Source organism: Allokutzneria sp. A3M-2-11 16 (assembly GCF_024213555.1).
Lineage (GTDB): Bacteria > Actinomycetota > Actinomycetes > Mycobacteriales > Pseudonocardiaceae > Allokutzneria.
Map to the genome: position 1 here is coordinate 176,524 of NZ_JANAVO010000006.1, position 21,724 is coordinate 198,247.

Sequence of the window (21,724 nt, forward strand, 5' to 3'; positions counted from 1 at the left end):
GTGGGACCCCAGTCGTGGAGACCGCTCTGCGAGGGTGAGCGGGACGGCGTCGTCCTCGCCGTGGACTACCCGTTCACTGGGCGGCCGGAGGCGGGCTTCACCGAGCTCGTCGGCCGCCTCGCCCCCGACCGCGCGGTGTGGGAGTGCGTCCCGCCGCAGGAGACCGGGCTGACCGCCGAGGACTACCTGGACCGCTGGCTCGCCGACGTCCGCGCGAGCGGCCGCCCGGTGCACGCGGTGCTCGGCTTCTGCGCGGGCAGCGTCTACGCGACCGCGCTGGCCGAGCGGATCGCCGCCGAACAGGGCGGCGACGGCCCGCGCCTGGTGCTGTTCGACCCGGAGGCGCCGAACGCGATCACCGTGTACTGGCAGTTCCACAAGGTGATCGACGGGCTCGGGGTGGTGCTGACACCGGAGGAGGTCGGCCAGGCGCAGGCCGAGGGCCAGCGGATCAGCCAGGAGACCGAGGACCTCGGGCTGCTCGGCGAGCGGCTGCTGAAGATCTTCCGGCACGCCGCGGACGTGGCCTTCGACCGCGCCGGGCTGGACGCCGTGCGCCGGGAGGACTTCTCCGTCACCGTCACCGCGTTCATGGCCTACCTGATCGCGGCCGCGGGCATCGACGCGACGGCGGGCTGGCGGCGGGCGACCGCGATCAGCTCGCGCACCGCGACCAACGGGCTCAACCTCGTTCCGGAGCACCAGCGCCCGGGGATGGTCGCCCGCGAGGTCCGCTTCGACATCGAGCACGCCGACCTGCTGCGCGACGACGCCGTCGTGCGGGTGGTCGCCGAGTTGCTCGGCTAGCGGAGGACTCGTCATGCTGCTCGATTCGGCCACCCGCAAAGAAGAAGCCCTGTGGCTGCTGGAGAAGCTCATTCCCGGCACGGGCGTGAACAACCTGTCCTTCACCTTCGAGGTGGACGGGGCGCTGGACCCGGCGGTGCTGCGGCAGGCCGTCGACCGGGTGCTGCGCGGGCACCAGGTGCTGCGGACGGTCTTCCGCGCCGGGGTCACCGGGCTGCGCCGGGAGGTGCTCGCGCCGGAGGACCTCGAGGTCGGGGTGGCCTCCCTCCCCGTGTCCACTGTGGACGAAACGCTGCTGCGCACCGAGCTGGCGATGTTCGTCGCGCGGCCGTTCACCTTCAACGGCGCCCCGCTGCTGCGGGTCGGCCACGTCGCCGGTGAGGGGCGCGACCTCTGCTGCCTCACCGTGCACCACCTCGTCGCCGACACGATCTCCGGGGCGAGGCTGATCGCGGACCTGGTCTCCGCCTACGACGACGCCCTCGCCGGGCGCGCCCCGCAAGGGGAGGAGGTCCCGGCGCTCGCCGAGCCGGAACCGCGGCCGGAGAGCGCGCGGTACTGGCGGGAACAGCTGCGCGGATTCGACCCCGGCGGCCTGGACCTGTGGTGCGGGCGGCAGGAGTCCTCCGGCGCCACCCTCGCCGGTGACCAGGTCACGGTGGAGCTCGGCGCGCCGGCCCTGGAAGCCGTGCACCGGCTGCGGACCGAGCTGAACACCTCCGAGGCGGTCGTGCTGCTGGCCGCGTACTCGCGGCTGCTCGCCGCGCACGGGGCAGGTCCGGACCTGGCGCTCGGCACGATGGTCAACGTCCGGGGGCAGCACCGGCAGGACGCGGTCGGCTACCACGTCAACGTGCTGCCGTTGCGGATGACGGTTGATCCCGCTGAGCCGTTCACGCGGTTCGCCGACCGCGTGGCCACGGTGTTCTTCGACGCGATCGCGCACGCGGACATGCCGGTGGACAGCCTCTACTCGGAGGTCGCCCGCACCGGCGGATCGTGGCGGAACACCTTGTTCCGCCACGTGTTCAACTACGTTCCCGGCCTGGAGCTCGGTGAGTTCGCCATCGGCGGGGCCACCGCGCGCCCGGTCGTCGTGGAGATCCCCTACAGCAAGTTCGACCTCGAGTTCTTCGTCATGGCCTCGGCCAACGGGATTCGGCTGCGCGCGGTCTACAGCACGGACGTGTTCACGGAGGCGGAGGTCCGGGACCTCGTCGCGCGCTACGAAGCCCTGCTCGTCGGGCTCGGCGAGGAACACCGGCCCCGTGCGGCGTGGAACGCCGACGACCACGCGGTGATCGACGCGGCGAACGAGACCGCGGGCGCCGAACCCGACACCGTGCTGGCGGCCTTCCACCACCGGGTGTGCCGGACACCGGACGAGATCGCCGTCGAGTGCGGAGATGAATCTCTGACCTACCAAGGGCTGTGGGCCGCGGCGGGCGGTGTGCGCGCCGTGCTCGCGGAGGCCGGGGTCGGTGCGGGCGACGTCGTGGCCCTGGTGGCGCCGCGGAGCATCGAGCTGGCCGCGGCCGTGCTCGGGACCTGGCTCGCCGGAGCCGTCTACCTGCCGCTGGACCCGGACCACCCGGCGCACCGGATCGCCTACCAGCTGGCCGACTCCGGGGCGAAGGCGGCGCTCGTGCCACCGGGCGCGAAGATCGCTGCCCGGCCCGGGGTCACCGTGCTCCCCATTGCGTCCACTGTGGACAGCTCGGTGGAGCCGCCGGTGATCGACCGGACCGCGCCCGCCTACCTGATCTACACCTCCGGCTCGACGGGACGGCCGAAGGGAACCCTGGTCTCGCACCACAGCCTCGCGAACCTGGTCGAGCACTTCGCGGGCGAACTCGCCGCGCGGCCGGGCGAGGCGACGCTGTGGATGACCACGTTCAGCTTCGACATCTCCGCACTGGAGCTGTTCCTGCCGCTGGTCACCGGGGGCCGGGTGGTGGTGGCGCCGGACAGCGCGCGCACCGACGGCCGCGAGCTGACCGAACTGCTGGAGCTGCACCGCGTCGCGATCGTGCAGGCGACTCCGACCACCTGGCGGCTGGTGCTGCCGGAGTGCGAACGAGCCCTTGCCGGGTTGCGGGTGCTCAGCGGCGGGGAAGCGCTGCCGCCGCAGCTGGCCCACCGGCTCGCGCTGACCGGCTGCGAGCTGCGCAACGTCTACGGCCCCACGGAGACCACGATCTGGTCCACCTCCGGCGTGATCGAGCGCGGCAGCGGAACCGACATCGGGGTCGGCGGGCCGATTCGCGGCACCCAGGTCTTCGTTGCGGCACCGGACGGCACCGAACTCCCGGTCGGCGTGCGCGGCGAGCTGTGCATCGCGGGCGAGGGCGTCGCGATCGGTTACCACAACCGCGCGGAGCTGACCGTCGAGCGGTTCCGCGACCACTCCCGCTACGGCCGCCACTACCGCACCGGGGATCTGGCGCGGTGGCGCCGGGACGGCACGCTGGAGGTGCTGGGCCGGGTGGACCGTCAGGTCAAGCTGCGCGGCAACCGCGTCGAACTCGGCGAGGTGGAGAGCGTGCTGCTCGACCACCCGTGGGTCGAGGCGGCGGCCGTGGTGGTCACGGGTACCGACAGCACCGACGCCGCGCTGATCGCGTTCGTGGTCGCCGAGGACAAGCCCGACCTGGTGACCCGGCTGTGGGAGCACGCGCGGGCCGGGCTGCCCCCCGCCGCGGTGCCCAGCGAGTTCCTGGTGCTGGAGTCGTTGCCCACCACCGGGAACCAGAAGGTGGACCACCTCGCGCTGGCCCGGCTGGTCGAGGACCGCGCGCCCGCCGCCGCGGCCGCCGAACTCGGCGGGGACGACCTGGTGGCCGCGCTCGTCGGGCTGTGGCGCGAGGTCCTCGGCCGCGACGACCTCACCGCCGAGTCGAACTTCTTCACCAGTGGCGGGCACTCGCTGCTCGCCGCGCAGCTCGCCCAGCGCGTCGAGGAACGCATCGGCCCCCGCGTCGACCTCGCCGAACTGTTCACCCGGCCCACGCCCGCGCAGCTGGCCGAGTTCCTCCGACCCGCCAACTGACACCTTCCTGGAGAGGCAGATGCTCACCTACACCGGTCATTCGGGGTCCTTCCGCGGCAACGGCGTCCAGGACCTGCTCACCCGCAACTACAAGACCGGGGAGCTGTTCGTGCACCCGGGGACCGGCAGGCTCGACGGGCTGCGGACCTACGGCGAGCCCGTGCTGGTCGGTACCGGGTTCGCCGCCGACCACCACGTGTGGGTCGGCGCGGGCGACTTCACCGGCGACGGCACCGCGGACGTGTTCGCGCTGACCATCGAGAAGCAGGCCTACATCTACCTGAACACCGGTGGGCTCAACGGCACCGGGACCCTGGCCGAGCCGATCCACGTCGGCGGCAAGCTGCCCGACATCACCTACGACACGATCGCGCTCGCCGACCTCGACGGTGACGGCAAGACCGACATCATCGGCCGCCAGGAGGGGACCAGCCTGGTCGACACGATCCCGTTCACCGGGACCGTGAACGGCACCAACAGCTTCGGCGACCCGTTCCGGCTCGCCGAGATCGGCGAGCACGACATCCCGCTCGGCGCCGCCGACATCACCGGTGACGGCGAGGTCGACCTGCTCGTGCTGCACCCGGACGGCGGCCTGTCCGCGCTGGAGACGGCCACCGGCACCTGGCACCGGATCTCCGAGGGCTGGGGCGAGGCGCTGATCATCGACGTCACCGACGTCACCGGCGACGGCCGCCCGGACCTGCTGGCGCTCGGCCCGGACGGATCGCTGCTGGCCCACGTCAACACCGGGAACCCCGACCAGGTCTTCGCCCCGCCCGTGGTGGTGGCCAAGGGCTGGACCGACTTCAACGCGATCAGTTAGGGCACGCGATCATGACGACCTTCGCCTTCCCGGAAGCGCGCACCTGCCCCTACCAGCCGCCCGAGGGCTACAAGGCGCTGAGCGAGGGCCCGCCGCTGGTCCGCGCCGAGCTCTACGACGGGGCGACCGCGTGGCTGGTGACCCGCAACGCCGACGCCCGCCGCCTGCTGACGGACCCGCGGATGTCCTCCGAACGCAGCGCGGACGGTTTCCCGATCGTCACGCCGCGGCTGCTGGAGGCGCGCGGGTTCCGCACGCTGGTGACCATGGACGGCGCCGAGCACCAGATGTACCGGCGGATGCTGATCCCCGACTTCACGATGAAGCGCACCAGGGCCATGCGCCCCGATGTGGAGCGCATCGTCGACGAGTGCGTGGACCGGTTGCTGGAGAAGGAGAAGCCGGTCGACCTGGTGCAGGACTTCGCGGCCGAGCTGTCCGGCATGGTGATCTTCCACCTGCTCGGCGTGCCCTTGGAGGACCAGGAGCTGTTCACCCGGCGCAGCGCGGCGCTGCTGCGGGCGGTGACCCAGGAGGACTCCGAGCGTGCGCTCGGTGAGCTGGTGAGCTACCTCGACGACCTGGTCGCCTCGCGCGAGGACGACGAGGGGACCTGGCTGCTCGACCGCCTCGCCGCGGACGAGGGCACGCTCAGCCGCGGCGACCTGGTCCGCATGGCGGTGCAGCTGCTGGTGACCGGGCAGGGGACCACGGCGCAGATGATCGCGCTCGGCGCGGCGACGCTGCTGGAGCACCCCGACCAGCTGGAGGCGATGCGCGCGGACCCGTCGCTGGTGCCCGGCGCGGTCGAGGAGTTGTTGCGGTACCTGACCATCGCCGATATGGCGGGCCTGCGCGTGGCGACCGAGGACATCGAGCTGCACGGCGAGACGATCAAGGCGGGCGACGGCGTGATCATGCCGTACGCGCTGCTGGCCCGGGACCCTTCCGTGTACCCCGATCCGGACCGCTTCGACATCCGGCGGACGGGCGGGCAGCACTTCGCGTTCGGCATGGGACCGCACAACTGCCTGGCGCAGGGCTTGGCCCGGCTGGAGCTGGAGGTGACCCTGCGGGTGTTGTTCTCGCGGGTGCCCACGTTGCGGCTGGCCGTTGCGCTGGAGGAGTTGGCGGTTCGGGAGGCCGCGGACATGCAGGGTGTCTATTCCCTGCCCGTGACCTGGTGATGTTCGAGGGCCGGCACCCGTGTGGGGTGCCGGCCCTCTTCGTGTCCGCCTACTCGCCCGCGAGGGCGGCGATGATCGGTGCGAAGGTGGCCATCCACGGTTCGTGCACCGCGAAGTAGGAGAAGCCGAACCGCTTGCGCCACTGCCGGGCCTGTTCGGCGATCTCGTCGACGGTGCCGACCAGGACGGCGGGGGCGGCCAGGAAGCCGTCGGCGTCCAGGTACGGGGCCTGTTCCAGCCAGCGGCCCACGGCGGCGTCGCGGTCGTCGGTGATGATCACGTCGCGGACGAGGATGTTCAGCTCCAGCGCGGAGAAGCGGTCACCCGCGGCGGAGCGCAGGTACGCCACGCGCCCGTCCATGCTCTCCGCGTCGATGATGCGGAAGCCCTGCGGTGTGGATGCCTTGGCGAGCGCGGAGAACCCGACGATGTCGGCGTGCTCCGCCGCCAGCTTCAGCACGCGGTCGCTGTTGCCGCCCAGCAGCAGCGGCGGGCCGGAGGGGCGGACGGGCTCCGGCTTGCCCTCCGCGAAGAGGCGGGACAGCTCGCCGAGGGTGTGCTCCAGGAACTCGATGCGCTCGGCGAGGGGGCGCCACGGGACCCCGGTCGCCTCGAACTCGTCCTTGCGGTGCCCCGCGCCCAGGCCGAGCTCCAGCCTGCCGCCGGTGAGCTGGTCGGTGGTCGCCGCCTCGCGGGCCAGCAGCGTGGGGTTCCAGAACGAGGTGTTGAGCACGAACGAGCCCACCGCGGGGCGCTCGGTCGCCTGCGCGGCCGCGGTCATCGCCGAGAACGGCGCCGGGAAGCCCAGGTGGTCCGGCACCAGGATCACGTCGTACCCCAGGCGCTCCGCCTCGCGGCATTTCTCCGCCCATTCCGCCCGTCCGCCGACGGCGTGCATCACGACGCCGAACCGGAAATCACCCATGCCTACCTACCTCCAGTGCCAGTGAGAATTCCAGACTGCCGCACGGAAACGCGACAAGGAACCGCGCGCGCGGTGACTAGGGGCGGCTAAGGGTGCGCTAGGGGTTGGCCGCGTAGATCACGGTGCCTAACTTTCGCATGGTCGACGAAAACCGGCGGCGGCCATTCGACGGCTCCCAGCACCCGCCGGGTCCCCGGCGGAAAGGCGTCGAGCGTGCCGCAGCACACCCAGTCCAGCAACGAGGGCATCGCGATCGTCGGCATGGCCTGCCGCCTGCCGGGAGCTGCGGGAACGGCCGAGTTCGCGCGCATGCTCGCGGACGGGCGGCACGCGGTCGGCGAGGTACCGCGGCGGCGGTGGGACATCCGCCCCGACGGGCCCGCGCGATTCGGCGCTTTTCTCGACGACGTCGAACTCTTCGATGCCGCGTTCTTTCGGATCGCGCCCCGGGAAGCCGCGGAGATGGATCCGCAGCAGCGGCTCGTGCTGGAGTTGTCCTGGGAATCCCTGGAAGACGCCGGAATTGCCGCCGAAAAGCTCGGTGGCGCGCGCGCCGGTGTGCACCTCGGGCTCAGCTCGGACGATTACGCGAAACTGCGGCGCATTCCGGCGGAACACACGCTGACCGGATCGAGCCGCGCCGTGGTGGCCAACCGCGTCTCCCACGTGCTCGGCCTCACCGGCCCGAGCGTGGTGGTGGACACGGGGCAGTCCTCGTCGCTGGCGGCCGTGCACCTCGCCTGCGAGAGCCTGCGCCGCGGTGAGTCGGAGATCGCGATCGCGGGCGGTGTCAACCTGAACCTGGTCCCCGAGAGCGCGATCGCCGCGGAGCGCTTCGGAGCGCTGTCCCCAGACGGGCGCTGCTACACCTTCGACGAACGCGCGAACGGCTACGTGCGCGGCGAAGGCGGCGGGATCGTGGTGCTCAAGCCGTTGGGGCGCGCCCTGGCGGACGGCGACCGCGTGCACTCCGTGATCCGCGGCAGCGCGTTGGGCGCGGGTACCGGTGCCACGCTGACGGTGCCCGACGCGGCCGCGCAGGCGCGGGTGTTGCGGGCCGCCTACGCCGCGGCCGGCGTGGACCCGGGTGCGGTCCAGTACGTGGAGCTGCACGGAACCGGGACCCGGGTCGGTGATCCCGTCGAAGCCGCCGCGCTCGGCGCCGTCGTCGGCAGTGCCGCGCGGCGACCGGTGCTCGTGGGATCGGCCAAGACCAACGTGGGTCACCTGGAGGGTGGAGCCGGGATCGTCGGGCTGATCAAGGCGGCGCTGGCGGTGTCCGGCCGGGAGATCCCGCCGAGCCTGAACTTCCGCGCCGCCAACCCCGGCATCGCGCTGGACGAGCTGAACCTGCGGGTCGCCGTCGAGCGCCTGCCGTGGCCGGAGCCGGACCGTCCCCTGATCGCCGGGGTCTCCTCGTTCGGCATGGGCGGGGCGAGCTGCCACGTCGTGCTCGCCGAAGCTCCGCGCACCCCCGAGCGGCCCGCCGCGACGGTTCCCGTCGTGCCCTGGGTGCTGTCGGCGCGAAGCCGTGAAGCGCTGCGAGACCAGGCGGCTCGACTGTCCACAGTGGATGCCGAGCCGGGGGACATCGGGTACTCCCTGACGCTGCGGTCGTCACTGGAGCAGCGAGCGGTCGTCCTGGGCGCGGACGGCCTCAGTGCACTCGCGCAGGAGCGACCGAGCCCCTCGCTCGTGACGGGCAGTCCGGTTGACGGTGGGCTGGCGTTCTTGTTCTCCGGCCAAGGTTCGCAGCGCGTGGGGATGGGGCGCGCGCTGTACCAGACCTTCCCGGCCTTCGCCGAGGCGTTCGACGCGGTGTGCGACGGCTTCACGCTTCCCGTGCGCGAGGCCATCCAGGACGAGGACCGCCTGCACCGGACGGAGTTCACCCAGGCCGCGTTGTTCGCAATCGAGGTCGCGCTGTTCCGCCTCCTGGAGAGTTGGGGTGTGCGCCCGGACCACCTGCTCGGGCATTCGATCGGCGAGCTGGCCGCAGCGCACGTGGCCGGGGTGTTCTCCTTGGCGGACGCGTGCCGCCTGGTGGAGGCGCGTGGTCGGTTGATGCAGGCGCTGCCCGAGGGCGGCGCGATGGTCGCCGTCGAAGCGTCCGAAGTGGACGTTCGCCAGCACCTCGGCACCGCGAGCATCGCAGCGGTCAACGGTCCGCTGTCGACGGTGATCTCCGGCGACGAGGCCGAGGTCCTGGAGATCGCGAAGCGGTGGAAGCACAAGCGACTGCGGGTCAGCCACGCGTTCCACTCCGCGCACATGGACCCGATGCTGGCGGATTTCCGCTCAGTGGCAAGGGAAATCCGCTACCTCAAGCCCTCCATCCCGATCATCACCGAGGGAGACCCTGCCACACCCGAACACTGGGTGCGGCACGTGCGCGACGCGGTGCGCTTCCACGACGGCGTCACCGAACTGATCCGGCGCGGGGCGGCCACTTTCCTGGAGATCGGACCCGGCGGGCTCTCGTCCCTCGTCGGCCGCGCGGCGGTACCGCTGCTGCGGCGGGACCGGGACGAGGTCGAATCCGTGCTGCTCGCCCTCGGCACCGCGTACGTGCGTGGGGTTGCCGTGGACTGGGCCGGAGTTCTCGGCGGTGGCAGGCGGGTCGACCTGCCGACCTACCCGTTCCAACGGCGCCGCCACTGGCTCGGCGAGTCCACCGCGCCGGAAATCCCACCGCAGGTGAACAGCCGAGACACGCTGAACCTCGTCCGCGCCCACGTCGCGGCCGTGCTCGGGTACGAGGGACCGGAGGCCGTCGACGCGGACACCAATTTCTCCGACCTCGGTTTCGACTCGCTCACCGCGGTGGAGCTGCGGGACGCGCTCGCCGCCGCGACGGGGCGCGCACTGCCCAGCAGCCTGCTCTTCGACCACCCGACCCCGGTCCGGCTCGCCCGGTACCTCCTCGACGACAGCGCCGCTGAGGAGATCGTCGCGGCCGCCCACCACGACGAGCCGATCGCCGTGGTCGGCATGGCGTGCCGGTTCCCCGGCGGTGTCACTTCGCCGGAGCAGCTGTGGCGACTGGTGGCCGACGAGCGGGACGCGATCACGTCGTTTCCGACCGACCGGGGGTGGACGGTCGAGGACGTTCCCGTCAAGGCGGGCGGATTCCTCGACACCGCAACGGAGTTCGACGCCGAGTTCTTCGGGATCTCGCCGCGCGAAGCCCTGGCCATGGACCCCCAGCAGCGTGCGCTGCTGGAGACTTCGTGGGAGGCGTTCGAGCGCGCGGGGATCGACCCGCACGCGCTCCGCGGCAGCCGCGCCGGGGTGTTCGTCGGGGTGACCGCCCAGGACTACGGACCCCGGCTGCACGAACCGGGACAGGAGTCCGGCGGATACCTGTTGACCGGCACCACGCCGAGCGTCGCGTCCGGGCGGCTCGCCTACACCTACGGCTTCGAGGGCCCTGCGCTCACCGTCGACACCGCGTGCTCGTCCTCGCTGGTGGCGGTGCACTCCGCGAGCCAGGCACTGCGCGCGGGGGAGTGCTCACTGGCGCTCGCCGGTGGCGCGGCCGTGCTGGCGACACCGGGGATGTTCGTCGAGTTCGCCCGTCAGGGCGGGCTGTCGCCGGACGGCCGGTGCAAGGCGTTCTCCGCGAGCGCGGACGGGACCGGGTGGGCGGAGGGCGTCGGCCTGGTGCTGCTCGAACGGCTCTCCGACGCGCGGCGCAACGGCCACGAGGTCCTTGCGGTGATCCGGGGCTCGGCGATCAACTCCGACGGCGCGTCGAACGGCTTGACCGCGCCGAACGGCACGTCACAGCAACGCGTGATCCGCCAGGCACTGGCCAATGCCGGTCTCCGTCCGTCCGATGTGGACGTTGTGGAGGCGCACGGCACCGGGACCCGGCTCGGCGATCCGATCGAGGCGAACGCGTTGATCGCGGCTTACGGCCAGGATCGTGACCGGCCGTTGTGGCTGGGCTCGTTGAAGTCGAACATCGGTCATTCTCAGGCCGCCGCCGGTGTGGGTGGCGTGATCAAGATGATTGAGGCGATGCGGCACGGCGTGCTCCCGAAGACTTTGCACGTCGACGAGCCGTCGCCGCACGTGGACTGGACGACGGGCGAGGTCCGCCTGCTCGCCGAACCCGTGCCGTGGACCACGGACGTGCGCCGAGCCGCCGTCTCGTCGTTCGGTATCAGTGGGACCAACGCGCACGTGATCCTTGAGCAGGCGCCGGAGGCGCCCGGCAGGACGCCGACACCGGGACCGACGCCGTGGGTGGTCACCGCGAGGTCCGAGGTCGCGCTGCGCGAGGTGGCCGCACGACTGGAAACCGTGACGGCGAAGCCCGAAGACGTGGCTTTCACGCTGGCCGCGCGGTCGCCGCTACCGCGCCGAGCGGTGATCGTCGGTGACCACCTGGCCGGGCTGGCGGCCCTCGCGCGCGGAGAGAGCGCCGCGAACGTCGTGACTGGCACCGCCTCGGGCGGGCGGGTCGTTTTCGTGTTCCCCGGCCAGGGCTCGCAGTGGACCGGGATGGCTCAGGGCCTTCTGGAGCACGAGGTCTTCGCGGCGTCGATGGCGGACTGCGCGGCTGCCCTGGCGCCGCACGTGGAGTGGGATCTCTTCGCGGAGCTGAACGGGCCGCTCGATCGCGTCGATGTCGTCCAGCCGGTCTTGTGGGCGGTCATGGTGTCCCTGGCGGCGCTGTGGCGGTCGTACGGGGTCGAGCCGGAGGCGGTCATCGGGCATTCGCAGGGCGAGATCGCCGCCGCGGCCGTTTCGGGTGCGCTGTCGTTGGCCGACGCGGCGAGGGTCGTCGCCCTGCGCAGCCGTGAGCTGCTGGCGTTGTCCGGCCGGGGTGGCATGGTGTCCGTGGCGACCGCCGATGTCGACGACCTGCTGACCGAGGGCATCGGTGTCGCGGCGGTGAACGGGCCCGGCTCGGTGGTGGTCTCCGGGGACGCGGACGGCTTGGACCGGCTGATGGACACGTGCGCGGCGCGGGAGATCCGGGCCCGGCGGATTCCGGTGGACTACGCATCGCACTCCCACCACGTCGAGGACATCGAGGAGCGGCTTCGTGACGTCCTCGCACCGATCGAGCCGAGGCAGCCGGAGATCCCCTTCTTCTCCACGGTGACGGGGGAGTGGCTCGACGAACCCGTCGATTCCGGGTACTGGTACCGCAACCTCCGCCAGACTGTGCGCTTCGCCGATGCCGTCGAGCGGCTGCGGGCCGACGGCGTCGATGTCTTCGTCGAGGTCAGCCCGCATCCCGTGCTGCTCATGGGCATGCAGGAGGCCGACGCGGTCGCGATCGGCTCGCTGCGCCGGGATGACGGCGGCCTCCAGCGGTTCCTGCTGTCGGTGGGCGAGGCCCACGCACACGGTGTGAGCGTCGACTGGGCTCCTGCGGTCGGGGGTGGGCGCCTCGTCGACCTGCCCACCTATCCGTTCCAGCGGCAGCGGTACTGGCTCACCGCCGCTGTCGGTGGAAGCTCCGGGCATCCGTTGCTGGAGTCGGAGACGGCGCTCGCCGGAGGCGGAATAGTCCTCAGTGGACGCATCAGCGTCGAGCGCCACCCCTGGCTCGGTGATCACCGCGTGTTCGGCGCAGTCCTGTTGCCCGGGACGGCGTTCCTGGAGCTGACCGCCTACGCCGGTGCGCAGATCGGCTGCGGCTCGGTCGAAGAGCTGGTCCTGGAAGCACCGCTCGTGCTCGACGGTGAGGTGGAGCTCCAGCTCGTCGTGGACGCCGAGCACCGCGTGACTGTCCACTCGCGACAGAGCGGCCGGGAGTGGACGTGCCACGCACGCGGAGTGCTCGCCGAAGCAGGGGAGCCCGCCGAGGCGCTGGCGTGGCCACCGACGAACGCCGAGGTGATCGACCCGGCGGAGCTGTACGACCGGCTGGCCGGGATCGGGCACCACTACGGGCCCGCGTTCCAGGGCGTGCGGGCGGCCTGGCGCAGTGGCGAGGACGTCTACGCGGAGATCGAGATCGCGGGTGAGGCCGGGTTCGCGGCGCGGCTCGACGCGGCGCTGCACCCCGGCCTGCTGACGGCTGACGAAGCGCGGCTGCCCTTCTCGTGGACCGGCTGCACGGTGCGGTCCACCAGCGCGCAGCGCCTGCGGGCGAGGCTTTCGGCCGGCGGGATGCTGGTGACCGACGACCGGGGAGAACCCGTGGTCACCGTGCGGTCGCTGTCAATGCGCCCGATGACGCCGACCGGGCGCGGTTCGCTCAGCGTCATCGCGTGGGAGCCACTGGAACTGCCGGAGGCGACGGCCGACCCGGAGATCCCGCTCATGGTCACCGCGGGTGGCGTCAGTGAGCGCCTGCACAGCGTGCTTTCCCTGCTGCACGAGGGAACCGACGCAGTGATCATGACGAGCCGGGCGGTCGGTGAGGGCGCCACCGATCTGGCGGGCGCCGCTGTGTGGGGGCTCGTCCGGTCCGCGCAGTCGGAGCGGCACGGGCGGGTGATCCTGGTGGACAGCGACGACACGGATGCTTCGCTGGCCGCGCTCCCGCGCGTGATCGCCTCCGCGGCACCGCAGGTCGCGCTCCGTGAAGGGCGGGCACTCGTCCCTCGCCTGACCGCCTTGCCGCAGCGGGAAAGCACACCGGTCCGGCTGACGGGGACCGCGCTGATCACCGGCGGCACCGGAGCGCTCGGCAGCCTCTTCGCCCGCCACCTCGTGCGGGAACACGATGTCGAACGCGTCGTGCTGACCAGCCGCCGCGGCATGGACGCCCCCGGCGCGCGAGAGCTGCGCGCCGAGCTCGGGTCCACTGTGGACATCATCGCGTGCGACACCGCCGACCGAGCCGCCGTCGCCGAGCTGCTGGCGGGCTTGCCGGAGCTGGACGTGGTGATCCACGCGGCCGGGGTGCTCGACGACGGGCTGATCAGCGAGATGACCCCGGAGCGGATCGATGCGGTCCTGCGCCCCAAAGTCGACGCCGCGTGGAACCTGCACGAGCTGACCAAGGACCGCGAACTGGCCGCGTTCGTGATGTTCTCCTCCGTGATCGGCGTGCTGGGTGGGGCGGGACAGGGCAACTACGCGGCGGCGAACGCCTACCTCGACGCGCTCGCCCAGCACCGTCACGAGGCCGGTCTGCCCGCGCTGTCCCTGGCGTGGGGGTTGTGGGACCGGCCAAGCGGGATGACCGGGCACCTCGCCGACGCGGACCTGCGGCGGCTCGCGCGGACCGGGGTGTTCCCGTTGAGCGAGCGGGACGGGCTGCGCTTGTTCGACCTCGCCCTCGCGTCGGGGCTGCCCGTCGTGGTTCCCGCCAACCTCGACCTGGCGAAGCGGGTCGCGCCAACCGCGCCACGGCGGGTGGAACCGTTGGGGCAGCGGCTGACCGGGATGTCGGAGAGGGAACGGGAGAAGGCCGTGCTGGAGCTGGTGCGGGCGCAGACCGCGGCCGTGCTCGGCCACGCCGACCCCGCCGTGGTCGACCCGGACCGGGCGTTCAAGGAGCTGGGCTTCGACTCGCTGACGGCGCTGGACCTGCGGAACCGGCTGGCCGCCGCGGTGGGGGCCCGGTTGACCGCCACGCTGGTCTTCGACCACCCCACGCCCGCGCGGCTGGCCCGGCACGTGCTCACCGCGCTCGGCCCGGTGCGCTCCGCCGCCGAGATCGCGCTCGCGGAGCTGGAGGTGCCGTCCGGGGACGAGCGGGAGCGAGCGGGGATCGCGGCGCGGCTGCGGGCGCTCGCGCGGCTCTGGGACGTCGAGGACGCCGACGAGCTGGACACGGCCACCGATGAGGAGATGTTCGCGTTGATCGAGAACGAGCTGGGTGTGTGATGAACACCGAAGAGAAGCTGCGCGAATATCTCAAGCGGGTCACCGCCGACTTGAAGAAGGCCAACCGTCGCCTGCGCGGGACGCGTGAGCCGATCGCGATCATCGGCGTCGGCTGCCGGTACCCCGGCGGTGCGTCCTCGCCGGAGCGGCTGTGGGAGCTGGTGGCGGGCGAGGTCGACGCGGTGTCGGAGTTCCCGGCCGACCGGGGCTGGGACCTGGACGCCCTCTACGACGCCGACCCGGACCGTCCGGGCACGTGCTACGTCCGCGAGGGCGGGTTCCTGCACGACGCCGCGGACTTCGACGCGGGGCTGTTCGGGATCAGCCCCCGGGAGGCGCTGGCGATCGACCCGCAGCAGCGGCTGTTGCTGGAGATCTCCTGGGAGGCGTTCGAGCGCGCCGGGATTCCGGCGGAGTCGTTGCGCGGCAGCAGGACCGGCGTGTTCGCGGGTGTGATGTACAACGACTACGCGACGCGGCTGCGGGAGATCCCCGAGGGTTTCGAGGGGTATCTCGGCAACGGCAGCGCGGGCAGCGTGGCCTCCGGCCGGATCGCCTACACCTTCGGTCTGGAGGGGCCCGCCGTCACGGTCGACACCGCGTGCTCGTCGTCGCTGGTCGCGCTGCACCTGGCCTGCCAGTCGCTGCGGCGCGGGGAGAGTTCGCTCGCGTTGGCCGGGGGTGTGGCGGTGATGGCGACGCCCACCAACTTCGTGGAGTTCAGCCGCCAGCGCGCGTTGTCCCCGGACGGTCGTTGCCGGGCTTTCGCGGCTGGCGCGGACGGGACCGGCTGGGCCGAAGGCGCGGGAATGGTGTTGCTGGAGCGGCTTTCCGACGCGCAGCGCAACGGTCGCCGAATCCTCGGCGTGGTGCGCGGGACGGCGGTGAACTCAGACGGCGCCTCGAACGGCCTCACCGCACCGAACGGGCCTGCTCAGCAGCGGGTCGTCATGGCCGCGCTCGCCGACGCCGAACTGCGACCGTCCGATGTGGACGTTGTGGAGGCGCACGGCACCGGGACGACACTCGGCGATCCGATCGAGGCGCATGCGTTGATCGCGGCTTACGGCCAGGATCGTGATCGGCCGTTGTGGCTGGGCTCGTTGAAGTCGAACATCGGTCACGCCCAGGCGGCTGCGGGCGTGGGTGGTGTGATCAAGATGATCGAGGCGATGCGGCACGGCGTGCTCCCGAAGACCTTGCACGTCGACGAGCCCTCGCCGCACGTGGACTGGTCAGCTGGTGAGGTCCGGCTGCTGACCGAGGCGGTGCCCTGGGATCGTGAGGTGCGCCGGGCCGCCGTGTCGTCGTTCGGCATCAGTGGGACCAACGCGCACGTGATCATTGAGGAGGCTCCCGCTGCTGAGCCGGTCGCGGAGACCACCGACATCGCGATCGTTCCCTGGGTGCTCTCCGCGAAGACCCCGGAGGCGTTGCGCGCGCAAGCTTCCGCGTTGTCCGAAGTGGACGGTGATCCGGCGGGGATCGGGTATTCGCTCACCCGTCGCTCCGGTCTGGAGCACCGCGCGGTGATCGTCGGCGACCACGCCGAAGGACTCGCCGCGCTCGCCGCCGGGCTGCCCGCGCCGCACGTGGTCGAAGGGTCCGTAGTACCCGGCGAGCTGGCATTTCTCTTCGCCGGTCAGGGTTCTCAGCGGGTCGGCATGGGTCGCTCGTTGTACGACACGTATCCGGTGTTCGCCGAAGCGTTCGACGCGGTGTGCGCCAAGTTCGAGTTGCCGGTGCGCGAGGTCGTGTTCGGCGATGAGCGCTTGAACCAGACCGAGTTCACGCAGACCGGGTTGTTCGCGTTCGAGGTCGCCCTGTTCCGCCTTGTCGAGAGCTGGGGTGTGCGGCCGGACCACCTCCTCGGCCACTCCATCGGCCAGCTGGCCGCCGCGCACGTGGCGGGCGTGTTCTCCCTCGACGACGCGTGCCGCCTGGTCGAGGCGCGTGGCCGGTTGATGCAGGCGTTGCCGACCGGCGGCGTGATGGTGGCGGTCGAAGCGTCCGAAGAGGAGGTCCGGGAACACCTCGGCGGCTTCGACATCGCGGCGGTGAACGGTCCGCGGTCGACGGTGGTCTCCGGTGACGAGGCCGGGGTCCTGGAGATCGCGAAGCGGTGGAAGCACAAGCGGTTGCGGACCAGTCACGCGTTCCACTCGGCGCACATGGATCCGATGCTGGACGACTTTCACGCTGTGGCACGGACGATCGACTACCGGGAACCGCACATCCCGGTGATCGCGGACGGGGACGTGACGACACCGGAGTACTGGGTGCGGCACGTCCGGGACGCCGTGCGGTTCCACGACGGCATGCGGCGGTTGGCCGAGGAAGGCGTGCGCACCTACCTCGAAGTCGGCCCCGGCGCCACTTTGTCCACTGTGGACGAGGTGGTCATTCCGTTGCTGCGCAAGGACCGGCCCGAGGTGGTGGCGGTGACGACCGCGCTCGCCCACCTGCACGTCCGTGGTGTGGCGATCGACTGGGACGCGTTCTTCACCACGGCCCGCCTCGTCGACCTGCCGACCTACGCGTTCCAGCGGCAGCGGTACTGGCTCGACGCGGAGGTCGGCCTGGTCCGCAGCGTCGAGGTCGCCGAGCCCACCGAGCCCACCGCGAACGCGGGAACCGAACGGGACGCTCTGGAACTGGTGCGGGCGCACGCCGCCGCCGTGCTGGGCCACACCTCGTCAGCGAGCGTGGGCGCGGAGCAGTCGTTCAAGGACCTCGGGTTCGACTCGATGACGGCCGTGGAGCTGCGGAACCGGATCGCCGCCGCCACCTCGCTGCGGCTGCCCGCCACGATCGTCTTCGACTACCCGACCCCGGCCGCCCTCGCCCGTCACCTCGGCGGCTCCGCCCCCGGGGAGTGGGCAGGGCCCGGGGGCGCCACCGACGAACCCCTGGCGATCATCGGCATGGCGTGCCGGTTCCCCGGCGGGATCGAGTCGCCGGAGGACCTGTGGCGCGTGGTCGCCGAAGGCCGCGACGTGATCTCTCCTTTCCCGGCCGACCGCGGCTGGGACCTCGAACGGCTCTACGACCCCGACCCCGAGCGCGTGGGCACGACCTATGTGCGTGAAGGCGGGTTCCTTCGCGGCGCCACCGACTTCGACGCGGGCTTCTTCGGGATCAGCCCCCGGGAAGCGCTCGCCATGGACCCGCAGCAGCGGCTGCTGCTCGAAGTCGCGTGGGAGGCGTTCGAGCGCGCCGGGATCACCCCGGCCCGTGCCCGCGGCGGTCGCATCGGAGTCTTCGCCGGGACCGCCGGGCAGGACTACACCTCGGTACTGGGGGCGGCGACGGGGGAGCTCGAAGGGCACCTGCTCACCGGCAACGCGGCCAGTGTCCTCGCGGGCCGCGTCGCCTACGCCTTCGGCTTGGAGGGGCCCGCCGTCACGGTCGACACCGCGTGCTCGTCGTCGTTGGTCGCGCTGCACCTGGCCGGTCAGTCGCTGCGGCAGGGCGAGTGCTCGATGGCGCTGGTCGGCGGTGTCACGGTGATGTCGACACCGGGCGGTTTCGTCGAGTTCAGCCGTCAGCGGGGCCTGTCGGCGGGCGCGCGCTGCCGGTCCTTCGCCGCGTCGGCAGACGGCACGGTGTGGGCAGAGGGCATCGGAGTGCTGCTGGTCGAACGGTTGTCCGAGGCGCGGCGCAACGGGCACCGCGTCCTGGCGGTCGTGCGCGGGTCGGCGATCAACTCCGACGGCGCCTCCAACGGCTTGACCGCCCCCAACGGTCCGTCCCAGCAGCGGGTCATTCGCGCGGCAATCCGCAACGCCGGACTCGGTCCGTCCGATGTGGACGCCGTCGAGGCGCACGGTACCGGGACGGAGCTGGGCGATCCGCTGGAGGCGCAGGCGATCCTCGCGACCTACGGCCAGGACCGCGAACAGCCACTGCTGCTCGGGTCGTTCAAGTCCAACATCGGGCACGCCCAGGCCGCCGCGGGCATCGGTGGCGTGATCAAGATGGTGGAGGCGATGCGGCACGGCGTCCTGCCGCGCAGCCTCCACCTCGACGAGCCGACACCGCACGTGGACTGGTCGGCCGGGTCGGTCGCGCTGCTCACGGAGGAGACCCCCTGGCCGGAGAGCGGCCGTCCGCGCCGGGCGGCGGTGTCGTCCTTCGGGATGAGCGGGACCAACGCCCACGTCGTCATCGAGCAGGCTCCCGAAGGCGAAGTCAGCACGCGCGAAGCGAGTGCGAACCGGCCGTTGCCCTGGGTGCTGAGTGCCAAGTCGGACAAGGCATTGCGGGCACAGGCACGACGGTTGCGCGAGTTCGTGGACGCGGCACCGGCCGACGTCGGGTTGTCCCTGGCCACCACCCGCGAACAGTTCGATCACCGTGCGGCGGTCGTCGCGACGACCCGGGCGGAATATCTGTCCACTTTGGATTCTCTGGCCGATGGCAGTCCCTCGCCGAACGTGGTGACGGGTTCCCCGGACGCGGGGCGGATCGCGTTCCTGTTCTCCGGGCAGGGGGCGCAGCGGGTGGGAATGGGGCGGACGCTGCACGCGGAGTACCCGGTGTTCGCCGAGGCGTTCGATGAGGTGTGCGCCCGGTTCGAGCTGCCGGTTCGCGATGTCGTCTTCGATGACGCGGAGCGGCTGGACCAGACCGCTTTCACGCAGACCGCGCTGTTCGCGTTCGAGGTCGCGTTGTACCGGTTGCTGGAGAGCTGGGGTGTGCGGCCGGACTTCCTCCTGGGACATTCGATCGGTGAGCTGGCGGCGGCGCACGTGGCCGGGGTGTTCTCGTTGGATGACGCGTGTCGCCTGGTGGAGGCGCGTGGCCGGATGATGCAGCAGCTCCCGGCTGTGGGCGTGATGGTCGCGGTCCATGCCTCCGAGGAGGAGGTTCGCGAGCACCTGGGCGGTGCGAGCATCGCGGCGGTGAACGGTCCACTGTCGACGGTGATCTCCGGTGACGCCGACGAGGTGTTGGAGATCGCCAAGCGGTGGAAGCACAAGCGGTTGCGGACGAGCCACGCATTCCACTCCGCGCACATGGACCCGGTGCTGGAAGGGCTTCTGGTCGTGGCGAAGGAGGTCGAGTACCGGAGCCCGGCGATTCCGATCATCACGGACGGGGATGTCACGACGCCGGAGTACTGGGCGCGGCACGCGCGGGAAGCCGTGCGGTTCCACGACGGGATGCTGGAGCTGGACGAGCTCGGCGTCACCACGTGCGTGGAGGTCGGACCCGACGCGGTGCTGTCCACCCTCGCGCAGGACTGCGTGCCGACGGCCACGGTGATCCCGGCCATCCGCCGGGGGCGCGAGGAGGCCGAGTCGGTCGCCGTCGCGGTGGCTCACGCCCATGTTCGTGGTGTCGCGGTGGACTGGGCGGCGGTGTTCGGCGATGCCGTCACGGTCGACCTCCCGACCTATGCGTTCCAGCGCAGTCGGTTCTGGCCGTCAGTGTCCACTGTGGATGATCTGTTCTACCGCGTCGCCTGGCATCCCGTTGCCGAGACCGGCGCGCGGCTCACCGGCTCCTGGCTGGTCCTGGGTGAGGGCACGGAGGAGGTGCGGAGCGCACTGCGCCTGCGAGGCGCGGAGGTGGTCGACCACGAGCCCGCCGACCACGTGCTCTCGCTGCTGCCGGTGGAGGAGACCCTTGCGCTGATCAAGCGGCGTCCCGAACTCCCGTTGTGGTGCGCCACTCCCGGCGACGCACAGGTGCGGGGACTCGGACGGGTGCTGGCCCTGGAGCATCCCCGCACGTGGGGTGGTGTCATCGACTTCGCGGGGGAGCCGGGACAGCTCTGCGCGGCGCTGGCCAGCGGGGAGAGCGAACTCGCGGTGCGCTCAGGAGAGGTGCTTGCCCGGCGGCTCGAACGCGCACCGGTGGGCGCCGCGAACCCGTGGTCGGCGCGCGGAACCGTGCTGATCACCGGCGGCACCGGCTCGCTCGGCCGGGCGGTGGCGAAGATGTTCGCCGAACACGGTGCCGAGCACCTCGTCCTGCTCAGCCGGAGCGGACCGGATGCCCCCGGAGCCGAGGAACTGGCGGACGAGCTGACCGTGCCGGTCACCTTCGTCGCGTGTGACGTCACCGACCGGGACGCGCTCGAAGCAGTGGTCAACGGGCTCGACTCCCCGGTCACGGCCGTCGTGCACGCGGCGGGTGCTCCGCAGGCTTTGGCCGCACAGACGGATTTCAGCGACTACGACGAGGTGCTGCGCGCGAAGGTCACCGGGGCACGGCACTTGGACGAGCTGTTCGGTGAGCTGGACGCGTTCGTGCTGTTCTCGTCGATCGCGGCGACGTGGGGCAGCGCCGGACAAGGCGCCTACGCGGCGGCGAACGCCGTGCTTGACGACCTGGCCGAGCGGAGGCGGGCACGCGGCCTGCGGGCCACGTCGATCGCGTGGGGCCCGTGGGCCGGCGGAGGCATGGCAGACGGAGAGACCGGCGCGGAACTGCGCCGCCGTGGACTTCGCCCACTCGCGCCGGAGCGGGCGACGGCCGCACTGCGCCGCGTGCTGAGCCTGGACGAGACCGCCGTGGTCGTCGCCGACGTGGACTGGGCACGGTTCGCCCCGGGGTTCACCGCTGCCCGTCCGAGCACGTTCTTCGACGCGCTGCCGGAGGCCCGTGACGCGCTGCGGCAGCCCGAGGCGCACGGCCAGGACCTCGCGACGCGGCTGGCCGGAGCGCCCCCCGCGGAGCGCGAGCGGATCGTGGTGGAGCTGGTCCGTGAGAGCGCCGCCGCGGCGCTCGGGCACGACTCCGTCGCCGCGATCGAACCCGGCAAACCCTTCCGGGAACTGGGCTTCGACTCGCTCACCGCCGTCGAGCTGCGCAACCGGGTCACCGCGGCGACCGGGCTGGCACTGCCCACCACGCTCGCGTTCGACCACCCGACGCCCGCCGCGCTCGCCGAGCACCTCCGCGGCCTCGCCGGGGCGGACCGCGATCCGGTGCTCACCGCGGTCGGGGAGCTGGAGTCCGCGTGGGCCGGGACCGGCGTGGCGACGCGCGCGGAGGTCTCCCGGCGACTGCGGGCCCTGCTCGACGGCGGTGACGACGACCTGGCCGACGCCAGCGCGGACGACCTCTTCCGGCTCATCCACACCGAGTTCGGCAAGTCCTGATCTGAGGAGAAGCGACCC

Annotated in this window: 7 protein-coding genes; 6 read left to right on the forward strand and 1 reads right to left on the reverse strand. The window is 71.9% G+C overall.

The annotated features are described in order from the left end of the window. From NLX83_RS28600 to NLX83_RS28615, 4 genes are read left to right on the forward strand one after another with little or no spacing between them, the layout of a single operon-like run. Positions 1-807 (forward strand): hypothetical protein, encoded by an 807-nt coding sequence (locus NLX83_RS28600; RefSeq protein ID WP_254238306.1) that lies wholly within the window; start codon positions 1-3, stop codon positions 805-807. 13 nt (positions 808-820) lie between these two features. Continuing rightward, complete coding sequence (locus NLX83_RS28605) at positions 821-3,856, forward strand: non-ribosomal peptide synthetase (RefSeq protein WP_254238307.1); 3,036 nt, start codon at positions 821-823, stop codon at positions 3,854-3,856. Positions 3,857-3,875: 19 nt separating this feature from the next. Then, positions 3,876-4,682 (forward strand): FG-GAP repeat domain-containing protein, encoded by an 807-nt coding sequence (locus NLX83_RS28610; protein ID WP_254238308.1) that lies wholly within the window; start codon positions 3,876-3,878, stop codon positions 4,680-4,682. A gap of 11 nt (positions 4,683-4,693) precedes the next feature. After that, complete coding sequence (locus tag NLX83_RS28615; protein ID WP_254238309.1) at positions 4,694-5,869, forward strand: cytochrome P450; 1,176 nt, start codon at positions 4,694-4,696, stop codon at positions 5,867-5,869. Between the two features lie 49 nt (positions 5,870-5,918). On the opposite strand, the gene NLX83_RS28620 is transcribed toward NLX83_RS28615, so the two are convergent. Then, a complete protein-coding gene (locus NLX83_RS28620) occupies positions 5,919-6,794 on the reverse strand; it encodes a TIGR03621 family F420-dependent LLM class oxidoreductase (protein ID WP_254238310.1) in 876 nt (291 codons plus the stop codon). Positions 6,795-7,007: 213 nt separating this feature from the next. Here NLX83_RS28620 and NLX83_RS28625 point away from each other — a divergent pair, with 213 nt between their 5' ends. Beyond that, positions 7,008-14,594 carry a type I polyketide synthase gene (locus tag NLX83_RS28625; protein WP_254238311.1) on the forward strand — a complete coding sequence of 2,529 codons (7,587 nt, stop codon included), beginning with the start codon at positions 7,008-7,010 and terminating at the stop codon, positions 14,592-14,594. Continuing rightward, entirely contained in the window at positions 14,591-21,706 is a 7,116-nt protein-coding gene (locus tag NLX83_RS28630; RefSeq protein ID WP_441296818.1) for a type I polyketide synthase, read from the forward strand. Before NLX83_RS28625 ends, NLX83_RS28630 begins: the two co-directional genes overlap by 4 nt. Positions 21,707-21,724: the final 18 nt, after the last annotated feature.

Bases quoted from the DNA above. Each gene is read 5' to 3' on its own strand.
- NLX83_RS28610 (WP_254238308.1), top strand. From the start codon at position 3,876: ATGCTCACCTACACCGGTCATTCGGGGTCCTTCCGCGGCAACGGCGTC.
- NLX83_RS28620 (WP_254238310.1), bottom strand. From the start codon at position 6,794: ATGGGTGATTTCCGGTTCGGCGTCGTGATGCACGCCGTCGGCGGACGG.
- NLX83_RS28615 (WP_254238309.1), top strand. From the start codon at position 4,694: ATGACGACCTTCGCCTTCCCGGAAGCGCGCACCTGCCCCTACCAGCCG.
- NLX83_RS28605 (WP_254238307.1), top strand. From the start codon at position 821: ATGCTGCTCGATTCGGCCACCCGCAAAGAAGAAGCCCTGTGGCTGCTG.